Raw genomic sequence first — 23,943 nt, forward strand, 5'->3', positions numbered from 1 at the left:
TGTGATCGTCCGCTCTTGTGGCAGCAGCTTACGGGGGTGGCTTGTGGTGTCACATCCCTGCATTGCCTTCGGGAACGTTCGGTCACCTCCCTGTTGCCGCACCGCGACACCCAACGGATATCGTCGCTTGAACTGTGAGCCGTGTTGCGGAAGCGGCCGCAGGGGCCGTTTGGGGAGGACAAGCGTGCGACTGAGCCTGACCGTCGTCGACCCGTTCGGCGGGGGCACCGCCGACGTCGTCCTCGATGCCGATCCCGAGTCCACCGTGGGGGACATCGCCGAGGAGCTGGCCAAGCAGGTCGGCGTCGCGGGTGCGCAGGTCATTCCCATCGGGCATCAGCGGCAGGGGGGCGCGGGCAACGCGCCGCTCGTCTACGTCGACGGGTATCCCGTCGATCCGTCGGCCACGGTCATCGGGTCGCCACTCCGCGAAGGCGCGGTCGTCTCGCTCCAGGATCCGTCAGGGTGCCTGCCCGGGGAGCCCAGCGGGCTGGTCGAGTTGCGTGTCGTCGGCGGGCCGGGCGCCGGGTTCGTGCACCGGCTCGGCGTGGGGAAGTACGACATCGGCAGCGGGGCGGCGTCGTACATCCGTATCGACGATCCGGAAGTCGACGCGCGTGCCCTCACCCTCTCCGTGGCCACCGACGGCACCTGCAAGGTCGCCGTGCACGCCGACAAGGAAGGCGTCACCCTCGACGGCGAGGCCATGAAGGACCCGGACAAGGACGGGGACAAGGGCCGGGACAAGGACCGAGCCAAGGGCCGGGACAAGGATCGGGACAAGGACCGGGACAAGGGCAGGGGCCGTGACGAGTGGCCGCTCGGGGCTCAGATAGCGGTCGGGAACTCGCTCCTCGAACTCGCCCGGTATGCACCGCCCAACGCGGCACTGAAGTGGTCCGAGGACGGCGTCGGGCTCGACTACAACCGGCCGCCGCGGCTTCGTCCGCCGGAGCGGCAGACGAGTTTCCGGTTGCCGTCGCCGCCTCGCGAGTACGAACCGCGGCCGCTGCCCTGGCTGATGGCGTTCACGCCGATCGTCGGCGCGGTCGTGGCCGTGGCGATCTTCGGGCGCTGGTACTACCTGATCATGGCGGGACTCAGTCCCATTCTGCTCTTCGCCAACTATTTCAACGACAAGAAGCACGGGCGCAAGTCCCACGCCAAGCAGGTCAAGGAGTACGAGGAGCAGAAGGAGAGGATTGAGAAGGACGCTCAGGACGCCCTTGTCACCGAGCGGAACGACCGGCGGCACGCCATCCCGGATCCGGCGGTCGTGCTGTCCGTGGGGACGGGGCCGCGGACGCGGTTGTGGGAGCGGCGGCGGACGGATCGGGATCATCTGCTGCTGAGGGTCGGTACGGGGCAGTTGCCCTCCGAGGTCGTGCTCGACGATCCCGAGCAGGACGACCACCGCCGGCAGGTCACCTGGAAGATCGAGGACGCCCCCGTCGCCCTCTCCCTGCGCGGCCTCGGGGTCATCGGCATCGCGGGGCCCGGGGACTCCGCCCGGTCGCTGGGGCGGTGGGCCGTCGCGCAGACCGCCGCGCTGCACAGCCCCATGGACGTGCAGTTCTACGTGCTGAGCGAGAACTCCGCCCAGGCCGAGTGGGACTGGGTGCGCTGGCTGCCGCACTCCCGGCCCTCCGGCGGCCAGGACGTCAACGTCCTCATCGGCACCGACGCCGAGACCGTCGGCGCCCGCATCGGTGAGCTGACGCAGATCCTCGACGCGCGCAAGAAGGCCGCCCAGCAGAAGGGTGGCGGCGGGCAGGCGTCGACCTTCAGCGATCCGGACATCGTCGTGGTGTGGGACGGGTCGCGGCGGCTGCGGTCCCTGCCGGGGGTCGTACGGCTGCTGCGTGAGGGGCCGTCCGTGTCCATGTACGCCGTCTGCCTCGACGCCGAGGAGCGGTTCCTGCCCGGTGAGTGCCAGGCGTTCGTCGTCGCCGAGCCCAAGGTCGAGGAGACGGGGCGGCGGCAGGAGAGCGAGCAGCACCAGGCGCAGCCGGTCGCCGGTGGGTTTCCGTCCTTCCAGGCCTGGCACACCGGTGCCGCCGCCCAGCCCGAGCAGCGGGCGCGGACCGAGAAGCTGCGGCTGCGGGTGGAGGAGGCGGGGGCCGAGCGGATCGCGGATGTGCGGCCCGACTTCGTGACCCCTGCCTGGTGTCTGCGGCTCGCGCGTTCGCTGTCCGCGCTGCGGGACATCAGCGGCGAGACCGAGGACTCCGCGCTGCCCGGCTCCAGCCGGCTCCTCGACGTGCTCCAGCTGGAGCCGCCGACGGCCGACGCGATCAGCGCGCGCTGGCGGATGGGCGGGCAGTCGACGATGGCCGTCATCGGTGAGTCGTACGACGGTCCCTTCGGCATCGACATGCGCAAGGACGGTCCGCACGGGCTCATCGCCGGTACGACCGGTTCGGGTAAGTCCGAACTGCTGCAGACCATCGTGGCGGCCCTGGCCGTCGCGAACACGCCCGAGAACATGACCTTCGTCCTCGTCGACTACAAGGGCGGCTCCGCGTTCAAGGACTGCGTGAAGCTGCCGCACACCGTCGGCATGGTCACCGACCTCGACGCACACCTCGTCGAACGCGCCCTGGAGTCGCTGGGCGCCGAGCTGAAGCGGCGCGAGCACATCCTCGCCGCCGCCGACGCCAAGGACATCGAGGACTACCAGGACCTCGTCAGACGAGACCCCTCGCATGCTCCCGTGCCGCGGCTGCTCATCGTCATCGACGAGTTCGCGTCCATGGTGCGGGACCTGCCCGACTTCGTGACCGGCCTGGTGAACATCGCCCAGCGAGGGCGGTCCCTCGGCATCCATCTGCTGCTCGCCACGCAGCGGCCGAGCGGTGTCGTGTCGCCCGAGATCCGCGCCAACACCAACCTCCGTATCGCGCTGCGGGTGACCGACGGGGGCGAGTCGAGCGACGTCATCGACTCCCCGGAGGCCGGGCACATCTCCAAGAGCACCCCGGGCCGCGCCTACGTGCGGCTGGGTCACTCCTCCCTCGTTCCCTTCCAGTCGGGGCGGGTCGGGGGCCGGCGACCCGGTGCCGCCGACCCGGCCGCGCTCGCGCCCTGGGTCGGGCCGCTGGGCTGGGAGGATCTGGGCCGGGCGGCGCTGGCCAAGCCGAAGACCGAGTCCCGCGAGGACGACGAGATCACCGATCTCAAGGTGCTCGTCGACGCGGTGCGCGACGCCAACAGCTCGCTCGGCATCCCCGCCCAGCACAGCCCCTGGCTGCCGGCGCTCGACGAGACCCTGCTGCTGGACGAGATCGAGGTCCCGGCCCTCACCGGCGCCGCCCCGGGCAAGCTGCCGCCCGCCCCGTTCGGCATCGAGGACCTGCCCTCCGACCAGGCGCGCCGCCCGGTCGTCGTCGACTTCGCGAGCTTCGGCCACCTGATGATCGGCGGCGCCCCGCGCAGCGGCCGGTCCCAGGTGCTGCGCACCATCGCGGGTTCGCTGGCCCGTACGCACTCCGTCGCCGACGTGCACCTGTACGGCATCGACTGCGGCAACGGCGCGCTCAACGCGCTGACCCGGCTGCCGCACTGCGGCGCGGTCGTCGGCCGCAATCAGACCGAGCGGGTGGTGCGGCTCGTCAACCGGCTCAAGGGTGAGCTGTCCCGGCGGCAGGATCTGCTGGCCGACAAGGGTTTCGCCGACATCGGCGAGCAGCGGGCGGCGGTGGCGGAGGACGAACGGCTGCCGCACATCGTCGTGCTGCTGGACCGCTGGGAGGGCTGGGTGCCCACCCTCGGCGAGGTCGACCACGGCTCGCTCACCGACGAGTTGCAGACGATGATGCGGGAGGGCGCCAGCGTCGGCATCCACCTGGTGCTCACGGGTGACCGCACGCTCCTCGTCGGGCGTATCGCGACGCTCACCGAGGACAAGTACGGCCTGCGTCTCGCCGACCGCAGCGACTTCTCCTCGCTCGGCATCCCGGCCCGCAAGGTGCCCGAGGAGATCCCGCCGGGCCGCGCCTTCCGCAACGAGGCCGGTACGGAGACGCAGTTCGCGCTGCTCGCCGAGGACACCACCGGTCAGGGGCAGGCGGCGGCGATCACCGCGATCGGCGAGGCGGCCGCGGCCCGGGACGCGGATGTGCCGCGCACCCGGCGGCCGTTCCGCGTCGACAGCCTGCCCAGCCGTATCTCCTTCACGGAGGCGTGGGAGCTGCGCGACCCGCAGGCGTCCCGTTCCAAGCTGTGGGCGATGGTCGGCATCGGCGGCGACGAGATCGTCGGCTTCGGCCCCGACCTCGCGGTCGGTGTCCCGGCGTTCGTCATCGCGGGGCCGGCCAAGTCGGGCCGCTCCACGGTGCTGATGAACGTCGCGAACTCCTTCCTCGCCCAGGGCACCCGCCTCGTCGTCGCCGCGCCCCGCCAGTCGCCGTTGCGTCGACTGGACGGTGCGGAGGGCGTGCTGAAGGTCTTCACCGGTGACGACATCGATGAGGACGAGTTCGAGGAGCTCATCGACCAGGCCAGCCTGGAGGAGCCGATCGCCGTGCTCGTCGACGACGGCGAGATCCTCGAGGACTGCGACGCCGAGAGCCAGATGAAGAAGATCGTCTCCCGGGGCGCCGAACGCGGTCTCGCCCTCGTCATCGCCGGTGACGAGGAGGACGTGTGCAGCGGCTTCTCCGGCTGGCAGGTCGACGCCAAGAAGGCCCGCCGCGGCATCCTGCTCTGTCCGCAGGAGTCCTCCAGCGGCGACCTCATCGGCCTGCGCGTCTCCCGCGGCATGGTCGGCGGCCAGATCGCCCCGGGCAAGGGCATGCTGCACCTCGGGGACGGTGAGCTGCGTACGGTCGTGGTGCCGGGGTGAGTGGCGGCGGTCCGGGCCGGCCGAAGCGGAGGAGGGCGGCGGGGGCGGTGCTTCGCCTTGTGGGCGGGGTTCTGACCCGAGGAAGCGAAGCCCTCGCCTACTCGACCTTCGACAACCGCGCCTTCGGCCGCCCCGAGTCCTTGCTGTCGGACTCGTACTGGAGGTCGTCGCCGACGGGTGTGAGGCGGACGGTGTGGAGGGCCTGGTTGCAGACGTCGCGGTTGCCCTCGGCTCCCACGGCGCCGGCGACGACCTGCTTCTCCGTCACCTTCTTCAGGGTCAGTACGTCGTCACAGGTGCCGCCGAAGAGGTCGGTGTGGCGCAGGGTGCCCATATTCTCGCCCACCGCGGCCTCGCGGACGGTCAGGCGGAAGGTGCCCAGGGGCAGGTTGCCCTCGACGGCGACGGCCTGGCCCTCCCAGGTGCCGACGTAGCGATCGGGAACGGCGCGGGGGGCGGAGGGTGTCTGGGTGGCGGTGGCCTGACCGTCCGGGCTGTTCTTGCCGCCCTCGCCCGGCAGCAGGTCCAGGACGAACACCGAGCCGACCGTCACCGCCGCCAGCGCCCCCGCCACCGCGAGCGCCACGGTGCAGCTCAGCCGCCGGCCGCGGCCACCGGCGCCCCGTGTGGAGGTCGCCGCGACGGACAGGGCGAGCTTGCCCGGCGAGTCGTCGCCGTCCCTCGGCCCGGGGAGGGAAGTGACCGGTGCGGGCATCACCGGGGGTGGTCCGAAGGCACCGGCGACGGGCCCCGCCGTCCCCGCCGGCCCCGCCGCCCTCGCCGGCCCCTCCGGCCCCGCCGCCCCGTCCGCTCCCGCCGTGACCGACGGCCGGCTGAACCCCACCGGCCCCGACACGGGCCCCGGCCCTGACACGAGTCCCGCCCCCGCCGACGACTCCGCCGCCTCCAGGTTCAGCAGCTGTACGGCGCTCCGGCTGACCCGCTCCACCAGTGCCCCCGGCAGCCAGCCGCCGGTCACCAGGCGGGCCGCGCCCTCGGGTGCGAGGCGCCGGGCCACCTCCCCGGGGGACGGCCGGGCGGCCGGGTCCTTGGCCAGGCACGCCGCCACCAGGTCCCGCAGCTCCGCGTCCGTCGCCCCGCCCGTCCCGCCGTCCAGGGCGCCGAGCTGCGGCTCCTCGTGGACGACCTTGTAGAGGAGGGCGGCCGAGGAGTCCCCCGGGAAGGGCGGCGCGCCCATCGCCGCGAAGGCGAGGACGGCGCCCAGCGAGAACACGTCGGCCGCGCCCGTGACGCCCCTGCCGAGTATCTGCTCGGGGGACATGTAGCCGGGCGAGCCGATCGAGACGCCCGTCGAGGTCAGGGAGGCGGTGCCTCCCCCAGACTCCGTCCGGGAGGTGCCCCCAGTCGCGCGGACGATGCCGAAGTCGATCAGGAGGGGACCGTCGAGGGTGAGGAGGACGTTGGACGGCTTCACGTCACGGTGGACCAGGCCCAGCTCGTGCACCGCCGCCAGCGCCTCGCCGAGGCCAGCGCCGAGCGCCCGTACCGAGTGGGCCGGCAGCGGGCCGCCGTCCGCGACGGCCGCCGTCAGGGACGGACCGGCCGCGTACGCCGTGGCGACCCACGGCACGCGCGCCTCGGGGTCCGCGTCCAGTACGGGCGCGGTCCAGGCGCCGCCCACCCTGCGCGCGGCGTCCACCTCGCGCCGGAAGCGGGCCCGGAACTCCTCGTCGAGCGCGAAGTGCGGGTGCACGATCTTCACGGCGACCGTGCGGCCGCCGGCGCTGCGGCCCAGGTAGACCCTGCCCATGCCGCCGGAACCCAGCCGGCCGAGCAGCCGGTAGGGCCCCACCACGGTGGGTTCGTCGACATCGAGCGGCCGCATGACGCCCACCCCTCCCCCGTACGCCAGTACCTGGGAGCAGGGTAGTGCGCCGCCCGCGCGCGGGGCCCCTGTGCATCAGGGCTGGAGCAGGTCCACCTTCACGTCCGCCGGGAAGCCGGTGGTCGGGCCCACGCGGCGGGCGAACTCGGTGACCGCCTCCAGCTGCGGCGCGCCGAAGCGGAAGTCGAGGGTGGTGAAGTACCGCGCGAGGGTCTCCTCGTCGAAGGCCTCCCAGCGGGCCGCCTGCTCGGCGACCTTGCCGACCTCCTCCAGGGAGAGGTTGCGGGAGGCGAGGAAGGCCTCGTGCACCTTGCGGGTGATGACCGGCTCGCGCTCCGCGTAGTCGCGCCGGGCCGCCCAGACCGCGAAGACGAACGGCAGGCCCGTCCACTCCTTCCACAGCGCGCCCAGGTCGTGCACTTCGAGGCCGTAGCGCGGGCCGTCGATCATGTTCGCGCGCAGGGCCGCGTCGCCGATGAGGACGGCCGCGTCGGCCTCCCGCATCATCAGGCTCAGGTCGGGCGGGCAGGAGTAGTAGTCCGGCTGGACGCCGAAGCGCTCGGCGAGCAGCAGCTGGGCGAGGCGGACGGAGGTGCGCGAGGTGGAGCCGAGGGCGACGCGGGCGCCGTCCAGCCGCTCCAGCGGGACCTGCGAGACGATCACGCACGACATCACCGGGCCGTCGCAGCCGACGGCGATGTCGGGGAAGGCGACCAGGTCTTCGGCGTTCTTGAGGAATTCGACCAGGGTGACGGGGCCGATGTCGAGGTCGCCCCGCACCAGCTGCTCGCTGAGCTTCTCCGGGGTGTCCTTCGTGAGCTCGAAGTCGAGGAGCGTGCCTGTTCTCGCGAGCCCCCAGTACAGGGGCAGGCAGTTCAGGAACTGGATGTGGCCGACGCGCGGCCGGGTGCGAGAATTGTCCACATCGCGAGGCTAGCCCTGTCCCGGCATCCGCCCGCCGCCGCCCCCGGCGTCGGCCGAACGGCGGAGGCGTTCAAACATTCGGGTGAAGTGATCTTGGCCTCTGTTGCGCTCGGGTGCCCGCGTGCTAGGCTCACAGCAAGTTGCAGTTTGGTTTCCCTTGCAGTACAGAGCCTGCGGAGCATGTGACCGCGGGCTCTCGTCGTTCTCAGACGTATGCAGTTGTGCAGCATTCCAGTCTTCACACTTGCTGGTTCTGGAGCAGGGCAACCCTTTGGGCCCAAGGAGGGCTTATGGCTACCGGAACCGTGAAGTGGTTCAACGCCGAAAAGGGCTTTGGTTTCATCGCCCAGGAAGGCGGCGGCCCGGACGTCTTCGTCCACTACTCCGCGATCAACGCTCAGGGATTCCGTTCCCTCGAGGAGAACCAGCAGGTGTCCTTCGACGTCACGCAGGGTCCGAAGGGCCCGCAGGCGGAGAATGTCACTCCTGTCTGATTGACAGCAGTACCCAAGGAGCCCCGCGCCGTTTCGGCGACGGGGCTCCTGCCCTTTCCGGGCCTCCCTTTCTGAATTCTCGGTGAATTCCGGTCCCGGCCGACTGTCAGTGCCGGGCACTAGGGTCCCGCCATGACCCACGACAGCGGACACGACACTCGCCACGACAGCGGCTTCCTGGACACCACCCGGACCTTCTACGACGCCATCGCCGAGGACTACGCGGACCGCTTCCGCCCCATGGGCGCCGGCACCCCGCTGGACCGGGCGCTGATGGGCGCCTTCGCCGAGCTGGTGGGACCGGAGGGCGAGGTGGCCGACCTCGGCTGCGGGCCCGGCCGGGTCACCGCCCACCTCGCCTCGCTGGGCCTGCGGGTGTTCGGTCTCGACCTCTCCGCCTCGATGCTCGCCATCGCGCGCCGCGAGAATCCCGGCCTGCGGTTCGAGCAGGGCTCCATGCTGGAGCTGGACCTGCCCGACGGCACCCTCGCGGGGGCCGTCTCCTGGTACTCGTCGATCCACACGCCGTGGGACCGGCTGCCGGACCTCTTCGCGGAAACAAAGCGCGTGCTGGCCCCCGGCGGGCACCTGCTCCTCGCCTTCCAGGTCGGCGACGAGCCCCGCCACTTCGACCGCCCGTTCGGCCATCCGGTCGCCCTGGACTTCGAACGGCGGCGGCCCGAGCCGATGGCGGAGCTGCTGGAGGAGGCCGGTTTCACCGTGCTGTCGCGGACGGTGCGCGTGCAGGAGGAGGACACCTCCGCGAAGGTCCCGCAGGCGTGCCTGATCGCCCGCCGCTGAGCCCCTGTCGGCGCCCGCCCCTCCCCTACCCCTCGTACAGTCCCTCCACCGCCCCCGCGAAGTCCCGCATGATCACGTCGCGCCGGAGCTTCATCGAGGGGGTCAGATGGCCCTCCCACTCCGTGAAGTCCCTCGGCAGGACGGCGAAACGGCGGATGGACTCCGGGCGGGAGACGAGCTTGTTGGCCTCGTCGACCGCGCGCTGGAGCACCGCCAGTACCTCCTCGTCGTCGGTCAGCAGCTCCGGCGGCACCGGGTGCTTGCCGTTCATGCGGCGCCAGTGGGTGAGGCCGTCGGGGTCGAGGGTGAACAGGGCGCTGACGTAGGGGCGGCGGTCGCCCAGCACGATGCACTGGGAGATCAGGGGGTGGGAGCGCAGCCAGTTCTCCAGCGGGGCGGGGGCCACGCTCTTGCCGCCCGCGGTGATCAGCAGCTCCTTCTTGCGGCCGGTGATCGTCAGGTACCCCTCGTCGTCCAGGCTGCCGAGGTCGCCGGTGGCGAACCAGCCGTCGGGAGCGGCCTGGACGACGCCGCCCGCCTGCGGGTCCCAGTAGCCGTGCAGGACCTGGTCGCCGGCGACCAGGATCTCGCCGTCGGCGGCGATCCGGATGCGGGTGCCGGGCAGCGGCCAGCCGACCGTGCCGAGGCGCGGCTTCAACGGGGGCGTCACCGTCGCCGCGGCCGTCGTCTCGGTGAGGCCGTAGCCCTCGAAGATCTCGATGCCGGCTCCGGCGTAGAAGGCGGCCAGGCGGCGGCCGAGCGGTGAGCCGCCGCAGATGGCGTACCGGACCCGGCCGCCCATGGCGTTGCGGATCTTCCGGTAGACGAGGGGGTCGTAGAAGGAGCGGGCGGTCTTCAGGGCGCGGCCCGGGCCGCTCCCGCCCGTCTGGCGGGCCTCCATGGCCTCGCCGTAGCGCTCGGCCACCGAGACGGCGCGGTCGAAGGTCGAGGCCCGGCCGCCCGACTCGGCCTTGGCGCGGGCGCTGTTGAAGACCTTCTCCAGCATGTACGGGATGGTGAGGAGGCAGGTCGGGCGGAAGGCCGCCAGGTCGGGCAGCAGGTTCTCCGGCTTCAGGCTCGGCGCGTGGCCGAGGCGGACCCGGGCGCGGACGCAGGCCACGGCGACCATGCGGCCGAAGACGTGGGACATGGGGAGGAAGAGCAGGACCGAGGGGTCGTCGTCCGTCTTGGCCTTGAAGACGGGGTAGAGCAGCTCGATCGCGTTGTCGACCTCGGCGAAGAAGTTTCCGTGGGTCAGCGCGCAGCCCTTCGGGCGGCCGGTGGTGCCCGAGGTGTAGATGAGGGTGGCGAGCGTGCTCGGGCTCAGCATGCCCCGGCGGACGTCCACCTCCGGGTCCGGCACCCGCTCGCCCAGCTCGGCCAGCCGCTCCACATGCCCCTTCTCCATGACCCACAGGTGCTTGAGATCGGGGATGCGGTCCAGCTCGGGGCCGAGGGCCGCGGCCTGCGCGGTGGTCTCGGTGACCAGGGTGACCGCGCCGGAGTCCTGGAGGATCCAGCGGGTCTGGAAGAGGGAGGAGGTCGGGTAGACGGGGACGGTGACCAGGCCGGCCGCCCACGCGGCGAAGTCGAGCAGCGTCCACTCGTACGTCGTCCGGGCCATGATCGCGATGCGGTCGCCCGGCGTCAGGCCCTCGGAGATCATGCCCTTGGCCACCGCCAGCACCTGTTCGGCGAACCCGGCCGCCGTCACGTCGGACCAGTGCCCGTCCGGCGACCTGCGGCTGAGGACCACCTGGTCCCCGGCCGCGGCCGCGTTGTCGAAGGGCAGGTCGGCGAGCGAGCCGCGCCGCGCCGGCGCGGCGAACGGTGGTACGTACGCCTCCCGTACGGCCCCGTCCAGCCGCCGCGTCTCGGGCGCCACCAGGGTGGGGCCGGGCGAGTCGGCGTAGGCGGCGGATGCGGCGAAGGAGGGAAGCGGGGTGGACACGGGCGGCTCCTGGGACGTGCAGCGGCGAGACTGCTTCTGCTGTCACTGGCTCGGCTGTCACTGGCTCGGCTGTCGCTGCTCTGCTGCATGACGTACGTGCCTCGCGCGCCGAGGCGTTCATCGCCGGGTTCCGCGGACCTGGGTTACCGGCGGTCAGTGTCGGGATCGTACGGGGCCCTCGTGGGGAGTTGGTGCGGGTTCGGGGATGGTCCCGCGCCGGACGTGTGCAGTCTCGGGGGTTACCTGCCAGTAGGTCACGTTCGTTCCAATATGGCCGTGACGCCCTGACCGCCCGCCGCGCAGACGGAGATCAGGCCGCGCCCGGGACCGCCCCGCTCGGCGAGCAGCCCGGCCAGCGTCGCCACGATGCGGGCGCCGGTCGCGGCGAAGGGGTGACCGGTGGCGAGGGAGGAGCCGGCCACGTTCAGGCGGGCCCGGTCCACCGGGGCCAGGCCCCGCTTCTCCCAGGCCGCCAGCGTGGCCAGCACCTGGGACGCGAACGCCTCGTGGATCTCGACCAGGTCGAAGTCCTCGATCCCGAGCCCGGCGCGCTCCAGCATGCGCGGGACCGCGTACGCCGGGGCCATCAGCAACCCGTCCTCGCCGCCCGCGACATCGCCGCCGACGAAGTCCACGGCCGCCGTCTCGTACGCCGTCAGGTAGGCGAGGGGCTCCAGCCCGCGCGCCTCGGCCCACTCCTCGCTCGCCAGCAGCACCGTCGCCGCGCCGTCCGTCAGGGGCGTCGAGTTGCCCGCCGTCATCGTGGGGTCGGCGCCGGAGAGGCCGAACACCGGCCGCAGCGCGGCCAGTTTCTCGACCGTCGAGCCGGGGCGCAGGTTCTGGTCGCGGGCCAGGCCCCGGAAGGGGATCACCAGGTCCTGGAAGAAGCCGCGTTCGTACGCCGCCGCCAGCCGCCGGTGGCTCGTGGCGGCCAGTTCGTCCTGGGCCTCGCGGGTGACGCCCCAGGCCCGGGCGGTGACCGCGGCGTGCTCGCCCATCGACAGACCGGTGCGCGGTTCGGCGTTGCGCGGGATGTCGGGGACCAGATGGCCCGGGCGGACCTTGGCCAGCGCTTTCATCCGGCCGCCGAGGGACTTCGCCCGGCGGGCCTCCAGCAGGATGCGGCGCAGGCGATCGTTGACACCCAGGGGCGCGTCGCTCGCCGTGTCCGCGCCGCCGGCGATCGCCGACCCGGTCTGGCCGAGGGCGATCTTGTTGGCGGCGGCGATCACGGCCTGGAGGCCGGTGCCGCAGGCCTGCTGGATGTCGTACGCGGGGGTGCGCGGGTGCAGGGCCGAGCCGAGGACCGTCTCGCGGGCGAGGTTGAAGTCGCGGCTGTGCTTGAGGACCGCGCCGGCGACGAACTCGCCGACGGCACCCGGCTCCTGGAGGCCGTGGCGCTCGACCAGGCCGTCGAGGGCCGCGGTGAGCATCTCCTGGTTGGAGGCGGTGGCGTACGGCCCGTCGGAGCGGGCGAAGGGGACGCGTGCGCCGCCGATGACGGCTACGCGGCGCGCCGGCTGCGGTGCCAGAGGGCTCATCTCGACCTGCTCCTCACCCGTGACGTAGGCTTACCTTCGGTAACCTTACTCCAGAGTAAGCAAGAGTGAGCGCCGGTGGGCACTTGTGGTGAGCACTTGTGAGCACTGTGGGCACGACAGAGTCGTTGGGGAGACAGGCCATGGCCGACCGCTATCTCAGCTTCACGGGCACCGCGCCCGGCCGCTTCCTCACCCGCCGGCTGGGACTCCCACAGCCCGCGCCACTCGAACGCCGCTCACTCACCGGCGGCCTGCTGCACCTCACCGCGGGCAAGTCGGACCTCGACCTCGCGTCCGTCCTGACCCGCACAGGACTCGGCGAGGACGGCGCCGGGCGCCCCGCTGCCGTCGTCCTCGACGCCACCGGCGTCCGGGACGTCGGCTCCCTCGCCGAGGTGCACGCCGCACTGCACCCCGTCGTACGGTCCGTCACCGCGAGCGGCCGGGTAGTGGTGCTCGGCGCCCCGCTCGACCCCGCCGACCACCATCAGGCGGCCGCCCAGCAGGCGCTGGAGGGCTTCACGCGCTCGCTCGGCAAGGAGATCGGACGGGGCAGGACGGTCAACATCGTCCGGCTCGGCGACGCCGACGCCGACGCCGCCGAGTCCACCCTGCGCTTCCTCCTCTCCCCCGCCTCCGCCTACGTCAGCGGCCAGGTGATCGAGGTCGGGGCGGCCGACACCCCGGTCACCGCCCCCGACGACTGGGACCTCCCCCTGGCCGGACGCACCGCGCTGGTCACCGGCGCCGCACGCGGCATCGGCGCGGCGGTCGCCGCGACACTGGCCGGGCAGGGCGCCCACGTCGTCGTCCTGGACGTGCCGCGGGCCGAGGAGGAGGCCCGGAAGGTCGCCGAGCGCCTCGGCGGCTCCGCCCTCGCGCTCGACATCACCGCCGCCGACGCGGGCGAACGCGTCGCCGCCGCCCTGCCCGGCGGGCTCGACGTCCTGATCCACAACGCGGGCATCACCCGCGACCGGCGCCTGGCCAACATGCCCGCCGAACGCTGGAGTTCCGTCCTCGACGTCAACCTGGCGAGCGTCCTGCGCACCACGGACGCGCTGCTCGCGGCCGGCACGCTGAACCGGGGCGGCCGGATCGTGGCGACGGCCTCGATCGCCGGTATCGCGGGCAACGCGGGCCAGACCAACTACGGCGCCAGCAAGGCCGGGATCGTCGGTCTGGTCCGCTCCCTCGCCCCGCGCGCGCTCGCCGAACACGGGGTGACGGTGAACGCGGTCGCGCCGGGCTTCATCGAGACGAGGATGACCGCGGCGGTCCCGCTGTTCATCCGCGAGGCCGGCCGCCGCATGAACTCGCTCGCCCAGGGCGGCCTGCCGGCCGACGTCGCCGAGACCACCGCCTGGCTCGCGCACCCGGCCTCGGGCGCGGTCAACGGCCAGGTCGTCCGGGTCTGCGGCCAGAGCCTGCTGGGGGCGTGATGACCAGCGCGGCCCGCACGACGCACACGCTGACCGGCGTCCCCGCCCTCCCGCCGCTCCTCCTGCGCGGCGCCCTGCTGTCGCCCCTCAAGCGGCCCCGTCCGGGCGCGGACTTCTCCCGTACCCGGCTGGTGCTGCCCGGCCTGCGCGTGGACCTCGCGCGCCTGGCCGCCTACGAGAGGGTGTGCGGATTCCCGACCGGGGCGGACGCGCTTCCGGTGACGTACCCGCACGTGCTGGCCTTCCCGATGGCCATGCGGCTGATGAGCGGCCGGGACTTCCCGCTGCCGCTGCCCGGGCTCGTCCACACGTCGATCGGCATCACCCGGCGGGCCACCATGCCCGCGACCGCCGAGTACGAACTCACCACGTACGTCGAGGGCCTGGCGCCGCACCGGCGCGGGACCGAGGCCACGGTCGTGACGGAGCTGCGGGCCGGCGCGGACCTCGTGTGGGAGTCACGCAGCACCTACCTGGCCAGGCACCGCACGGACGGGGACGCCCCTGCCGGGGCATCCGGCCGGGACGGCGAACCGCTGGGCGGGGAGCCCGGCCGGGACCGGGGGCCCGCCCAGGGTCCCGAGTCCGGCCAGTACCCCGAGTCCGGCCAGGACCGGGGGCCCGCCCAAGACCCCGAGCCCATCCAAGACCGGAAGCCCGCCCAAGACCCCGAGCCCGGCCAAGACCGGAAGCCCGCCCGGGACCGGGAACCGGCGCCCGTGCACGCCCCTCTGCCGACCCGCGCCGAATGGCGCCTCGCCGGTGACGTCGGGCGGCGCTACGGTGCCGCGTCCGGTGACCGCAACCCCATCCATCTGCACCCGCTCACCGCCCGCCTGTTCGGTTTCCCGCGGGCCATCGCGCACGGCATGTGGACCGTGGCCCGGTGCCTCGCCGAGCACGGGACGCCGGACGCGGCCGTGGTGCGGGCGGACTTCCGGGCGCCGGTGCTGCTGCCGGGCACGGTGGCGTACGGGGCCGGGGACGGGCGGTTCGAGCTGCGCGACGGTGAGGGGCGGCGGCTGCACCTGTCCGGCGAGGTCCGGCCCTACCCGGCCTGAACCGGGACGGCCTGCGCCGGCGGCTCCGGCCCGGAGTCCTCCGGCGGGGACCAGGGCCGGCCCCCCATCAGGTCGCCCAGGCCCGCCCAGGCGAAGTTCATCAGGGTCGCCGCCGCCTGTTTGGCGGTGACACCCTCCGTGGCGCCGGCCCAGTCGGCGAGCGACTCGGCGGCGCCGACCAGCGCCTCGGCCAGCCCGGCGACCTCGTCCTCGGGCAGGTGCGGGTCCCGGTGCGCGTCCCGCGCCGCCGCGGCGATCAGCTGCGTCACGAACGCGACGATCTCCTCCCGCATCGCCGCCACCTCGGCCGCGAACCGCTCGCCGTGGGTACGGGCATGGAGGTGGAGCACCCGCCAGGCGTCCGGGTTCCGCGCGGTGTGCGTGAAGAAAGCCCGCAGCCCCGACCAGAGTTGCCCGTCGGCGGACAGTCCCGGACGCACACCGGCCCGCACCGCCTCGGTGAGGGCGCGGGCCTCGCGGCGGATGCAGGCGGTGAAGAGGTCGTCCTTCGAGTTCAGGTACAGATACACCAGCGGCTTGGAAACACCCGCCAGTTCGGCGATCTCGTCCATCGACGCCGCCATGTACCCGCGTTGCCCGAAGACGCTCACGGCGGCGTCCAGCATCTGCTGCTCACGGACCGCACGCGGCATCCGCTTGGTCTTCCCTGCACCCATGCGAATCAGCGTACGGTCCGTGCGGCGGTGATCAGGACGTCAGCGCGACGCCGACGCCTGGCACACGACGGTCAGGCGGCGGCCGGAACCGGCTCCGACGCCTGCTTCTCCTGCTCCCGCTCCCGCTCCGGCTCGTCGATCGGCGAGCTGTGCGCCGCGTCGTAGGCCTTGCGGTCGAGCAGTCCCTCGCGGGCCGAGACGAGGACCGGGACCAGCGCCTGGCCGGCCACGTTCGTCGCCGTGCGCATCATGTCCAGGATCGGGTCGATCGCGAGGAGCAGGCCGACGCCCTCCATGGGCAGGCCCAGCGTGGACAGGGTCAGGGTCAGCATGACCGTGGCGCCGGTGAGGCCGGCCGTGGCGGCCGAGCCGACCACCGAGACGAAGGCGATCAGCAGGTAGTCGCCGATACCCAGCTGGATGTCGAAGATCTGCGCGACGAAGATCGCGGCGATCGCCGGGTAGATCGCGGCGCAGCCGTCCATCTTGGTCGTCGCGCCGAACGGCACCGCGAAGGAGGCGTACTCCTTCGGCACGCCGAGGCGCTCGGTGACCTTCTGGGTCAGCGGCATGGTGCCGACGGAGGAGCGGGAGACGAAGGCCAGCTGGATCGCGGGCCAGGCGCCCTTGAAGAACTGGAGCGGGCTGGCCTTGGCGACCGTGGCGAGCAGCACCGGGTAGACCACGAACATCACGATCGCGCAGCCGACGTAGATGTCGGCGGTGAAGGTGGCGTACTTGCCGATGAGGTCCCAGCCGTAGGTGGCGATGGCCTTGCCGATGAGGCCGACGGTGCCGAGCGGGGCGAGGCGGATGACCCACCACAGGGCCTTCTGGAGGAGGGCGAGGACGGACTCGCTCAGGTTCAGGATCGGCTGGGCCTTCTCGCCGAGCTGGAGGGCGGCGATGCCGGCGACAGCGGCCATGAAGACGATCTGGAGGACGTTCAGCTCGGTGAACGGCGTGATGACGTCGGTCGGCACGATGCCGGTCAGGAAGTCGATCCAGGACCCGGTGTTCTCGGGCTTCGCGCCGTCGGCCGGGGTGAGGCCAGTGCCGGCGCCGGGGTTGGTGAGCAGGCCGATGGTCAGGCCGATGGCCACCGCGATCAGCGACGTGATCATGAACCAGAGAAGGGTGCGGGACGCCAGGCGGGCCGCGTTGTTGACCTTCCGCAGGTTGGTGATCGACACCAGGATCGCGAAGAAGACGAGCGGTGCGACGGCCAGCTTCAGCAGGCCGATGAAGGTGTCACCGACCTTCTCCAGGGTGGTGACCAGCCAGGATATGTCCTGGCTGCGGGCCAGCCAGCCCAGCAGCACACCGAGGACGAGACCGGCGAGTATCTGGGCCCAGAAGGGCACCTTGAAGTACTTCTTGACGCTCGTGACTGAAGACACGGACAGGCTCCGTAGGGGGACGGGACGCGGGGACGGACGCGCAGGGCTGACGTGGAGAACGACGGATGAGGGGGGAACGTCAGGGGCGACAGTTCGCGGACGCGCACCGACAGAGGTCCACGTGCAGACGCGCCACGAGCGCGAGGCTCGGCGGTGTGTGGGGCGCGGCTGCGTGCTTCATGCACACGACTTTAACACCTGTGCTTTGAGACCCCCAAAGCCTCGCTTTGAGAGGTAGGAGACGCCTACTGCCCGTAAAACGCAGATGGCCCCGGTTTCCTGTGGATTCGGAAACCGGGGCTTGCGCGTGCGTGACGGACGTTACGAGGTCTGGCCCTGCGCCCGTGCGGTGTCGTCGGCGGTGTCCTCCTGGCCGCGACTGGCGTCGAGGTTGGCCTTCATCCGCTCCACGCGGCTCACGACCTGGACCGAGGCCCGGTCCCGCTCCTTGCGCAGCGCGACGTAGCTGATGGGGGCCGAGATCAGCAGGGAGAGCAGGATGATCCACATACCGTTGGAGTCACCGAGGCCGCGCGGGAACACGCCGACGTAGACGAGCCCCCAGACTGCTACGAGGCAGCCCACGAAGATTCCGAGGCGCATCAGCGTGTAGCGGAGCATCTCAATCCACTCTTCCGTTTCTGGCACAAAGAGGCACTGTCCAGTGAAGCATGCCGGGTCGCCGATCTTTCAGGGGGGTCGGGCCCGCGACGGGTACGTGCTCAGGTCAGCGGCAGCAGCATGAAGACGTCGTCCCGGTCGTCGCCCGGCGCCACGCGGATCGCGCCGGGCACCCGGCCGACCTCCTTGTAGCCGCAGGACTCGTAGAACCGCTCCAGGCCGCGGCCGCCCCGGCAGGTGAGCCGGATCGCTCCGATGCCGTCCACGGTGCGGGCCGCGTCCGCGGCCGCGGTCATCAGGTCCCGGCCGTAGCCCAGGCCCTGGTGGCGCGGGTGGACCATCACCGTGTAGAGCCACAGCCAGTGGGTCATCAGGCGGTGCGTGTTCAGGACGAGGAACGCGGTGGCGGCCACTCGCCCCGCCTCGTCGTGGCCGACGAGCAGGCGGGTGCGGCCCTCGGCCATGCCCACCATGTGCCTGACCAGTTCGGGGCGGATGTCCTCCCGCGTCACCGGCGGTACGAAGCCCACGGAACCGCCCGCGTTGGAGACGTCGGTCCACAGGTCGAGTACGCCGTCGCGGAGGTCGGGGGTGACGGCCGGATCGAAAGTGAAAGTAAGGGACACTCATCCATAGTAACCATTACGCGAGTGTCTGTGCCGCCACCCGCAGATCCGAGACCAGACCCCGGTACGCCGCGTCCCGGTCCTCGGCCCGCAGCACCGCCGACGGATGCACGGTCGGCACCAGTCGTTCCGGGCGCCCGTGGATCTCCTCCTCCAGCACCGTGCCGCGCACCTGCGTGACCCGGAAGGAGGAACCGAGCAGCGCCTTGCCGGCCGTGGCGCCGAGCACCACGATCAGTTCGGGTTCCACGCGGGCCAGCTCGGCGGCCAGCCAGGGGCCGCAGGCGGTCATCTCGCGCAGGGTGGGCGCCTTGTGGATACGGCGCTTGCGCGGCTCTGCCCGCGTGAACTTGAAGTGCTTGACGGCGTTGGTGACGTAGGCGTCCGCCGGGTCGATGCCGGCGTCCGCCAGCGCCCGGTCGAGCAGGCTCCCGGCGGGGCCGACGAAGGGCTTGCCCTGCCGGTCCTCCTGGTCGCCGGGCTGCTCGCCGATCAGCATCACGCGGGCGGTCGCCGTGCCGGCGCCGAAGACGGTCTGCGTGGCATCCCGGTGCAGGGGGCAGCCGCGGCAGTCGGCGGCCGCCCTGCGCAGGGCGGGGAGGCCGCCGCGCTTCGGAACGAAGGGTTCGGCAGTGTAAGCGTCCTCGGTACCGGCCATGTGGTCCGACTACCCGCCGCGGGGGGTCGGACCCGTGTCGGGTGCGGGTGGTCTGTGGTTGCTCGCGCAGTTCCCCGCGCCCCTGAAAGGGGCGCGGGGAACTGCGCGAACGGCCCCCACCGGCCCGCAGTCGAAGAACAACCGCGGAAATCAGACCCGCATCGGCTGCGGCGACTCCCGACGCTCCAGGTCGGGCCCCTCGAACTCCCGAAGGACCTCGTACCGCGTGTTGCGCTCGACCGGCCGGAAGCCCGCGTCGCGGATCAGGTCGAGCAGATCCTCGCGGGTCAGCTTGTTCGGCGTGCCGAAGTCGTCCGCGTCGTGCGTGATCTTGTACTCGACGACCGAGCCGTCCATGTCGTCGGCGCCGTGCTGGAGGGCCAGCTGGGCGGTCTGGACGCCGTGCATGACCCAGAAGACCTTGACGTGCGGGACGTTGTCGAACAGCAGTCGCGACACCGCGAAGGTCTTCAGCGCCTCCGCGCCGGTCGCCATCTGGGTGCGGGCCTGGAGCCGGTTGCGGACCTTGCCGTCCTGCATGTCCACGAAGTCGTGCTGGTAGCGCAGCGGAATGAAGACCTGGAAGCCGCCCGTCTCGTCCTGGAGCTCGCGCAGGCGCAGTACGTGGTCCACGCGGTGGCGCGGCTCCTCGATGTGGCCGTAGAGCATGGTGCACGGGGTCTTCAGACCCTTCTCGTGCGCCAGGCGGTGGATGCGCGACCAGTCCTCCCAGTGGGTGCGGTGGTCGACGATGTGCTGCCGCACCTCCCAGTCGAAGATCTCGGCGCCGCCGCCGGTCAGGGACTCCAGACCGGCGTCGATCAGCTCGTCGAGGATGTCGGAGGCGGACATCCCGGAGATGGTCTCGAAGTGGTGGATCTCGGTGGCCGTGAACGCCTTGAGCGACACGTCGGGCAGCGCGGCCTTCAGCTCCCGCAGCGAGCGCGGGTAGTAGCGCCACGGCAGGTTCGGGTGCAGGCCGTTGACGATGTGCAGCTCGGTGAGGTTCTCGCCCTCCATCGACTTGGCGAGCTTCACCGCCTCCTCGATGCGCATCGTGTACGCGTCCTTCTCCCCCGGCTTGCGCTGGAAGGAGCAGTACGCGCAGGAGGCGGTGCACACGTTGGTCATGTTGAGGTGGCGGTTGACGTTGAAGTGGACGACGTCGCCGTTCTTCCGCGTCCGCACCTCGTGCGCGAGGCCGCCGAGCCAGGCCAGATCGTCCGACTCGTACAGCGCGATGCCGTCCTCGCGGGTCAGCCGCTCCCCGGAGCGGACCTTCTGCTCCAGCTCCCGCTTGAGCCCGGCGTCCATGCGATACCTCTTTCTGAGACTGACTCGTAAACCGTACGCCCCGACTACTGGACCTCTTCTGCTGGACCTCTTCTACTGAACCTCTTCCGGCAGCTCGCCCACCCGGTTCTCCCACTTGGTGGAGAGCACGATGGTGGTACGGGTCCTGGACACGCCCTTCGTGCCCGACAGCCGGCGGATGATGCTCTCCAGGCCGTCCACGTCGGCCGCGCGCACCTTGAGCATGTAGGAGTCGTCGCCGGCGATGAACCAGCAGTCCTCGATCTCCCGCAGGTCCCGCAGGCGCTGCGCGACGTCCTCGTGGTCGGCGGCGTCGGAGAGCGAGACGCCGATCAGGGCGGTGACGCCGAGGCCGAGCGAGGCGGCGTCCACGGTGGCCCGGTAACCGGTGATGACGCCGGCCGCCTCCAGCCGGTTGATGCGGTCGGTGACGCTGGGTCCCGACAGTCCGACGAGGCGCCCCAGCTCGGCGTAGGAGGCCCGGCCGTTCTCCCTCAGGGCCTGGATGAGCTGCCTGTCCACCGCGTCCATGCGATCGAAGCCTTCCACTGAAGAGTTCTGAAGATGTGGGTAACAAACGTGTGGGGGGAGGTGGTGCTCAGGTGGTGGGGCGGGCCCCGCCGAGGTCGCCGCGCCAGCGGCGGTAGAGGTCGTGCTCGACGCCCGCCGCGTCGAGGACGCGTCCGGCGACGAAGTCCACCAGGTCCTGGATGTGCGTCGCCCCCGCGTAGAAGGCCGGCGAGGCGGGCACCACGGTCGCGCCCGCGTCGTCCAGGGTCACCAGGTGCCGCAGCGTCCGGCCGTCCAGCGGGGTCTCCCGTACGGCCACGACCAGCTTGCGCCCCTCCTTCAGGGTCACGCTCGCCGACCGCTGCAACAGGTCCTTCGAGAGCCCGAGCGCGACGCCCGCGACCGAGGCCGTCGACGCGGGCACGATCAGCATGCCCTTGGCCGGATACGACCCCGAGGACGGCCCGGCCGCGAGGTCGCCCGCGCTCCAGTGCCGTACCCGGTCGCCGGCCAGGTCGACGTCGAAGGTGCCGGGCTTGCCGTCGGCGCCCCGGGACAGCCATGTGTGCAGGTCGGTCCGCCAGTGGGCGTCCCGGAAGGAGATGCCGGTCTCGTCGAGCAGGGTGAGCCGCGAGGCCCGGCTGACCACCAGGTCGACGCTCTCGCCCGCGGCGAGCAGCGCCCGCAGCACCGCCGCCGCGTACGGCGTACCGGATGCCCCCGACACCCCCACGATCCAAGGCGTGCGCTGCGTCTGTCCTGGCTTCATGATGCCGAGCCTAGTCGCAGGCTCAGGGTTTTCAGACAGTGAGGCCCCGCACCAGCAGGTCCAGCAGCGCGCACGCGAACAGGGCGATGCCGATGAAGCCGTTGACCGAGAAGAACGCCCTGTTCAGGCGGGACAGGTCGGTCGGGCGCACGATGGTGTGCTCGTAGACGAACGCGCCCGCGACGATCAGCAGGCCCAGCCAGAAGAGGACGCCGGCGTCGGTGGCGACGGCGTACCAGGCGAACAGCGCCGTGGTGACCGTGTGGCAGACGCGGGCGCCCCAGATGGCCGCCGGGACGCCGAAGCGGGCCGGGACCGACTTCACGCCGACCTGCCGGTCGGTCTCGACGTCCTGGCAGGCGTAGATCAGGTCGAAGCCGCCGATCCAGATGCCGACCGCGAGACCGAGGATCACGGCCTCCCAGGACCAGCTGCCGGTGATCGCCAGCCAGCCGCCGATCGGACCCATCGCCTGGGCGAGGCCGAGGATGGCCTGCGGGAAGTTCGTGAACCGCTTGCCGTACGGGTAGACCACCATCGGGATCACCGCGATGGGGGCGAGGGCGAGGCAGAGCGGGTTGAGCAGGGCGGCGGCGCCCAGGAAGACGACGAGGGCGATCAGCGCGCCGGTCCAGGCGTGCTTGACCGACATGGCGCCGGTGACCAGTTCGCGGTGGGCGGTGCGCGGGTTGCGGGCGTCGATCTCGCGGTCGATGATCCGGTTGACGGCCATCGCGAAGGTGCGCAGGCCGACCATCGCGACGGTGACCAGGAGCAGCCGGCCCCAGTGGATGTTCTCGTCCCACTCGTACATCGCGGTGAGGGCGGCGATGTAGGCGAAGGGCAGCGCGAAGACCGAGTGCTCGATCATCACCAGGCGCAGGAACGCCTTGGTGCGCCCCGGCTGCTGCGGTAGCGCGGCGGAAGCCGACGTCACAGTCCGTACTCCTTCCAGCGGCGGTCGACCTTCGCCGCCGTATCCGGGTCGGACAGCACCATGTCCGGCCAGCCCCCGTCCCGCGTGTACCCCTCCTCGGGCAGCTTCTTCGTGGCGTCGATGCCCGCCTTGCCGCCCCAGAACTGCTGGTAGGAGGCGTGGTCGAGGTGGTCGACCGGGCCTTCGACGACGGTGAGGTCGCGGGCGTAGTCGGTGTTGCCCAGCGCGCGCCAGGCGACCTCGTGCAGGTCGTGGACGTCGCAGTCGGAGTCGACGACGACGATCAGCTTGGTCAGGGACATCATGTGGGCGCCCCAGATGGCGTGCATCACCTTCTGGGCGTGCTTGGGGTACTTCTTGTCGATCGAGACGATCGCGCAGTTGTGGAAGCCGCCGGCCTCGGGGAGGTGGTAGTCCACGATGTCCGGAACGATGATCTTCAGCAGGGGCAGGAAGAAGCGCTCGGTGGCCTTCCCCAGCGGGCCGTCCTCCGTCGGCGGGCGACCGACCACGATCGACTGGAGCAGCGGGCGCTTCCGCATCGTCACGCAGTCGATCTTCAGGGCGGGGAACGGCTCCTGCGGCGTGTAGAAGCCGGTGTGGTCGCCGAAGGGGCCCTCGGGGAGCATCTCGCCGGGCTCCAGCCAGCCCTCGATGACGACCTCCGCCTGCGCCGGGACCTGGAGCGGGACGGTCTTGCAGTCGACCATCTCGATCCGCTTGCCCTGGAGGAACCCGGCGAACAGGTACTCGTCGATGTCGCCGGGGAGCGGGGCGGTGGAGGCGTACGTCACGGCGGGCGGGCAGCCGAAGGCGATGGCGACCGGCAGGCGCTCGCCGCGTCGGGCGGCGACCCGGTAGTGGTTGCGGCTGTCCTTGTGGATCTGCCAGTGCATGCCGATGGTGCGCTTGTCGTGGCGCTGGAGCCGGTACAGGCCCAGGTTGCGGATGCCCGTCTCGGGGTCCTTGGTGTGGGTGAGGCCCAGGTTGAAGAAGGAGCCACCGTCGTCCGGCCAGGTGAAGAGGGCGGGGAGCCGGTCGAGGTCCACGTCGTCCCCGTGCAGGACGACCTCCTGGACGGGCGCGGAGCCCGGCTTCACCTTCTTCGGCGGTACGTGCGTCATGGCGCCGAGCTTCCCGAATGCCTCGCGCATGCCGACGAAGCCCTGGGGCAGTTCGGGGCGCAGCAGGCCGCCGATCTTGTCGGAGATGTCGGAGTACGACTTGAGCCCGAGGGCCTTGAGCAGGCGCCGGTCGGTCCCGAAGACGTTCATCGCGAGGGGCATGTCGGAGCCCTTCACGTTCTCGAAGAGCAGGGCGGGGCCGCCGGCCTTGTTCACCCGGTCGACGATCTCCCCGACCTCCAGGTACGGGTCCACCTCGGCCTTGATGCGCTTGAGGTCGCCCTCGCGCTCCAGTGCCCGGAGCAGCGAGCGAAGATCGTCGTAAGCCATGCGGTCCAGTATCCCCGAGCGGCTACCCTGGCCCTGTACCTGGGGGCCGTGACGCGTCCCCAGCCCACCGCTTC

General features: G+C 71.7%; 19 protein-coding genes. 5 read left to right on the forward strand and 14 right to left on the reverse strand.

All coding sequences use genetic code 11. The features are described from left to right. The first annotated feature begins 184 nt into the window (after positions 1–184). Complete coding sequence (locus tag ACFW48_RS11205; RefSeq protein WP_386312791.1) at positions 185–4,843, forward strand: FtsK/SpoIIIE domain-containing protein; 4,659 nt, start codon at positions 185–187, stop codon at positions 4,841–4,843. Between the two features lie 97 nt (positions 4,844–4,940). Here ACFW48_RS11205 and ACFW48_RS11210 read toward each other — a convergent pair whose 3' ends face one another. Then, positions 4,941–6,689, reverse strand: a complete 1,749-nt coding sequence (locus ACFW48_RS11210; protein ID WP_386312793.1) for a protein kinase — start codon at positions 6,687–6,689, stop codon at positions 4,941–4,943. Between the two features lie 75 nt (positions 6,690–6,764). Then, positions 6,765–7,613 (reverse strand): menaquinone biosynthetic enzyme MqnA/MqnD family protein, encoded by an 849-nt coding sequence (locus tag ACFW48_RS11215; protein WP_386312795.1) that lies wholly within the window; start codon positions 7,611–7,613, stop codon positions 6,765–6,767. A gap of 290 nt (positions 7,614–7,903) precedes the next feature. Here ACFW48_RS11215 and ACFW48_RS11220 point away from each other — a divergent pair, with 290 nt between their 5' ends. Next, positions 7,904–8,107 carry a cold-shock protein gene (locus ACFW48_RS11220; protein ID WP_003974443.1) on the forward strand — a complete coding sequence of 68 codons (204 nt, stop codon included), beginning with the start codon at positions 7,904–7,906 and terminating at the stop codon, positions 8,105–8,107. 132 nt (positions 8,108–8,239) lie between these two features. After that, entirely contained in the window at positions 8,240–8,908 is a 669-nt protein-coding gene (locus tag ACFW48_RS11225) for a class I SAM-dependent methyltransferase (protein WP_386312798.1), read from the forward strand. 25 nt (positions 8,909–8,933) lie between these two features. Here the strand turns inward: ACFW48_RS11225 and ACFW48_RS11230 are convergent, their stop codons facing one another. Then, positions 8,934–10,859, reverse strand: a complete 1,926-nt coding sequence (locus ACFW48_RS11230; RefSeq protein WP_386312801.1) for an AMP-dependent synthetase/ligase — start codon at positions 10,857–10,859, stop codon at positions 8,934–8,936. A 254-nt stretch (positions 10,860–11,113) separates the two neighbouring features. Then, positions 11,114–12,400 (reverse strand): acetyl-CoA C-acetyltransferase, encoded by a 1,287-nt coding sequence (locus ACFW48_RS11235; RefSeq protein WP_386312803.1) that lies wholly within the window; start codon positions 12,398–12,400, stop codon positions 11,114–11,116. A 140-nt stretch (positions 12,401–12,540) separates the two neighbouring features. Between ACFW48_RS11235 and ACFW48_RS11240 the strand changes: the two genes are divergently transcribed. Further along, a complete protein-coding gene (locus tag ACFW48_RS11240) occupies positions 12,541–13,842 on the forward strand; it encodes a 3-oxoacyl-ACP reductase (RefSeq protein WP_386312806.1) in 1,302 nt (433 codons plus the stop codon). After that, a complete protein-coding gene (locus tag ACFW48_RS11245; RefSeq protein ID WP_386312808.1) occupies positions 13,842–14,903 on the forward strand; it encodes a MaoC/PaaZ C-terminal domain-containing protein in 1,062 nt (353 codons plus the stop codon). Before ACFW48_RS11240 ends, ACFW48_RS11245 begins: the two co-directional genes overlap by 1 nt. Here the strand turns inward: ACFW48_RS11245 and ACFW48_RS11250 are convergent. From ACFW48_RS11250 to ACFW48_RS11295, 10 genes are all read right to left on the reverse strand, one after another. Next, the gene (locus ACFW48_RS11250) at positions 14,891–15,580 is read right to left on the reverse strand and encodes a TetR/AcrR family transcriptional regulator (protein WP_386312810.1); all 690 of its coding nucleotides are present in this window, start codon (positions 15,578–15,580) and stop codon (positions 14,891–14,893) included. The two genes, ACFW48_RS11245 and ACFW48_RS11250, sit on opposite strands and share 13 nt — an antisense overlap. Positions 15,581–15,651: 71 nt before the next feature. Further along, positions 15,652–16,986, reverse strand: coding sequence for a dicarboxylate/amino acid:cation symporter (locus ACFW48_RS11255; protein WP_386313059.1), 1,335 nt, complete (start codon positions 16,984–16,986; stop codon positions 15,652–15,654). Between the two features lie 315 nt (positions 16,987–17,301). Next, entirely contained in the window at positions 17,302–17,601 is a 300-nt protein-coding gene (locus tag ACFW48_RS11260; protein WP_386313062.1) for a DUF4229 domain-containing protein, read from the reverse strand. A 101-nt stretch (positions 17,602–17,702) separates the two neighbouring features. After that, the gene (locus tag ACFW48_RS11265; RefSeq protein ID WP_386312813.1) at positions 17,703–18,227 is read right to left on the reverse strand and encodes a GNAT family N-acetyltransferase; all 525 of its coding nucleotides are present in this window, start codon (positions 18,225–18,227) and stop codon (positions 17,703–17,705) included. 16 nt (positions 18,228–18,243) lie between these two features. Continuing rightward, complete coding sequence (locus ACFW48_RS11270; RefSeq protein WP_386312816.1) at positions 18,244–18,885, reverse strand: UdgX family uracil-DNA binding protein; 642 nt, start codon at positions 18,883–18,885, stop codon at positions 18,244–18,246. A 150-nt stretch (positions 18,886–19,035) separates the two neighbouring features. Beyond that, positions 19,036–20,199: an aminofutalosine synthase MqnE gene (mqnE, locus tag ACFW48_RS11275; protein ID WP_386312819.1), complete on the reverse strand. Its 1,164-nt coding sequence runs from the start codon at positions 20,197–20,199 to the stop codon at positions 19,036–19,038. A 72-nt stretch (positions 20,200–20,271) separates the two neighbouring features. After that, positions 20,272–20,730 (reverse strand): Lrp/AsnC family transcriptional regulator, encoded by a 459-nt coding sequence (locus ACFW48_RS11280; RefSeq protein WP_121748517.1) that lies wholly within the window; start codon positions 20,728–20,730, stop codon positions 20,272–20,274. 67 nt (positions 20,731–20,797) lie between these two features. Continuing rightward, positions 20,798–21,478 carry a UbiX family flavin prenyltransferase gene (locus ACFW48_RS11285; RefSeq protein WP_386312822.1) on the reverse strand — a complete coding sequence of 227 codons (681 nt, stop codon included), beginning with the start codon at positions 21,476–21,478 and terminating at the stop codon, positions 20,798–20,800. Positions 21,479–21,509: 31 nt separating this feature from the next. Beyond that, positions 21,510–22,415, reverse strand: a complete 906-nt coding sequence (mqnP, locus tag ACFW48_RS11290) for a menaquinone biosynthesis prenyltransferase MqnP (protein ID WP_386312823.1) — start codon at positions 22,413–22,415, stop codon at positions 21,510–21,512. Next, positions 22,412–23,869 (reverse strand): menaquinone biosynthesis decarboxylase, encoded by a 1,458-nt coding sequence (locus ACFW48_RS11295; protein WP_386312826.1) that lies wholly within the window; start codon positions 23,867–23,869, stop codon positions 22,412–22,414. Before ACFW48_RS11295 ends, mqnP begins: the two co-directional genes overlap by 4 nt. Between the last annotated feature and the right edge of the window lie 74 nt (positions 23,870–23,943).

Origin of the sequence: Streptomyces sp. NPDC058812, assembly GCF_042744565.1 — a bacterium.
Taxonomy (GTDB): Bacteria; Actinomycetota; Actinomycetes; order Streptomycetales; family Streptomycetaceae; genus Streptomyces; species Streptomyces thinghirensis.

Excerpts from the sequence above, each read along its gene's own strand:
- ACFW48_RS11270 (WP_386312816.1), bottom strand. The coding sequence starts at position 18,885 with ATGGCCGGTACCGAGGACGCTTACACTGCCGAACCCTTCGTTCCGAAG.
- ACFW48_RS11260 (WP_386313062.1), bottom strand. The coding sequence starts at position 17,601 with ATGCTCCGCTACACGCTGATGCGCCTCGGAATCTTCGTGGGCTGCCTC.
- ACFW48_RS11245 (WP_386312808.1), top strand. The coding sequence starts at position 13,842 with ATGACCAGCGCGGCCCGCACGACGCACACGCTGACCGGCGTCCCCGCC.
- ACFW48_RS11250 (WP_386312810.1), bottom strand. The coding sequence starts at position 15,580 with ATGGGTGCAGGGAAGACCAAGCGGATGCCGCGTGCGGTCCGTGAGCAG.
- ACFW48_RS11210 (WP_386312793.1), bottom strand. The coding sequence starts at position 6,689 with ATGCGGCCGCTCGATGTCGACGAACCCACCGTGGTGGGGCCCTACCGG.
- mqnE (WP_386312819.1), bottom strand. The coding sequence starts at position 20,199 with ATGGACGCCGGGCTCAAGCGGGAGCTGGAGCAGAAGGTCCGCTCCGGG.
- ACFW48_RS11280 (WP_121748517.1), bottom strand. The coding sequence starts at position 20,730 with ATGGACGCGGTGGACAGGCAGCTCATCCAGGCCCTGAGGGAGAACGGC.
- ACFW48_RS11240 (WP_386312806.1), top strand. The coding sequence starts at position 12,541 with ATGGCCGACCGCTATCTCAGCTTCACGGGCACCGCGCCCGGCCGCTTC.
- ACFW48_RS11295 (WP_386312826.1), bottom strand. The coding sequence starts at position 23,869 with ATGGCTTACGACGATCTTCGCTCGCTGCTCCGGGCACTGGAGCGCGAG.
- ACFW48_RS11235 (WP_386312803.1), bottom strand. The coding sequence starts at position 12,400 with ATGAGCCCTCTGGCACCGCAGCCGGCGCGCCGCGTAGCCGTCATCGGC.
- ACFW48_RS11285 (WP_386312822.1), bottom strand. The coding sequence starts at position 21,478 with ATGAAGCCAGGACAGACGCAGCGCACGCCTTGGATCGTGGGGGTGTCG.
- ACFW48_RS11220 (WP_003974443.1), top strand. The coding sequence starts at position 7,904 with ATGGCTACCGGAACCGTGAAGTGGTTCAACGCCGAAAAGGGCTTTGGT.
- ACFW48_RS11225 (WP_386312798.1), top strand. The coding sequence starts at position 8,240 with ATGACCCACGACAGCGGACACGACACTCGCCACGACAGCGGCTTCCTG.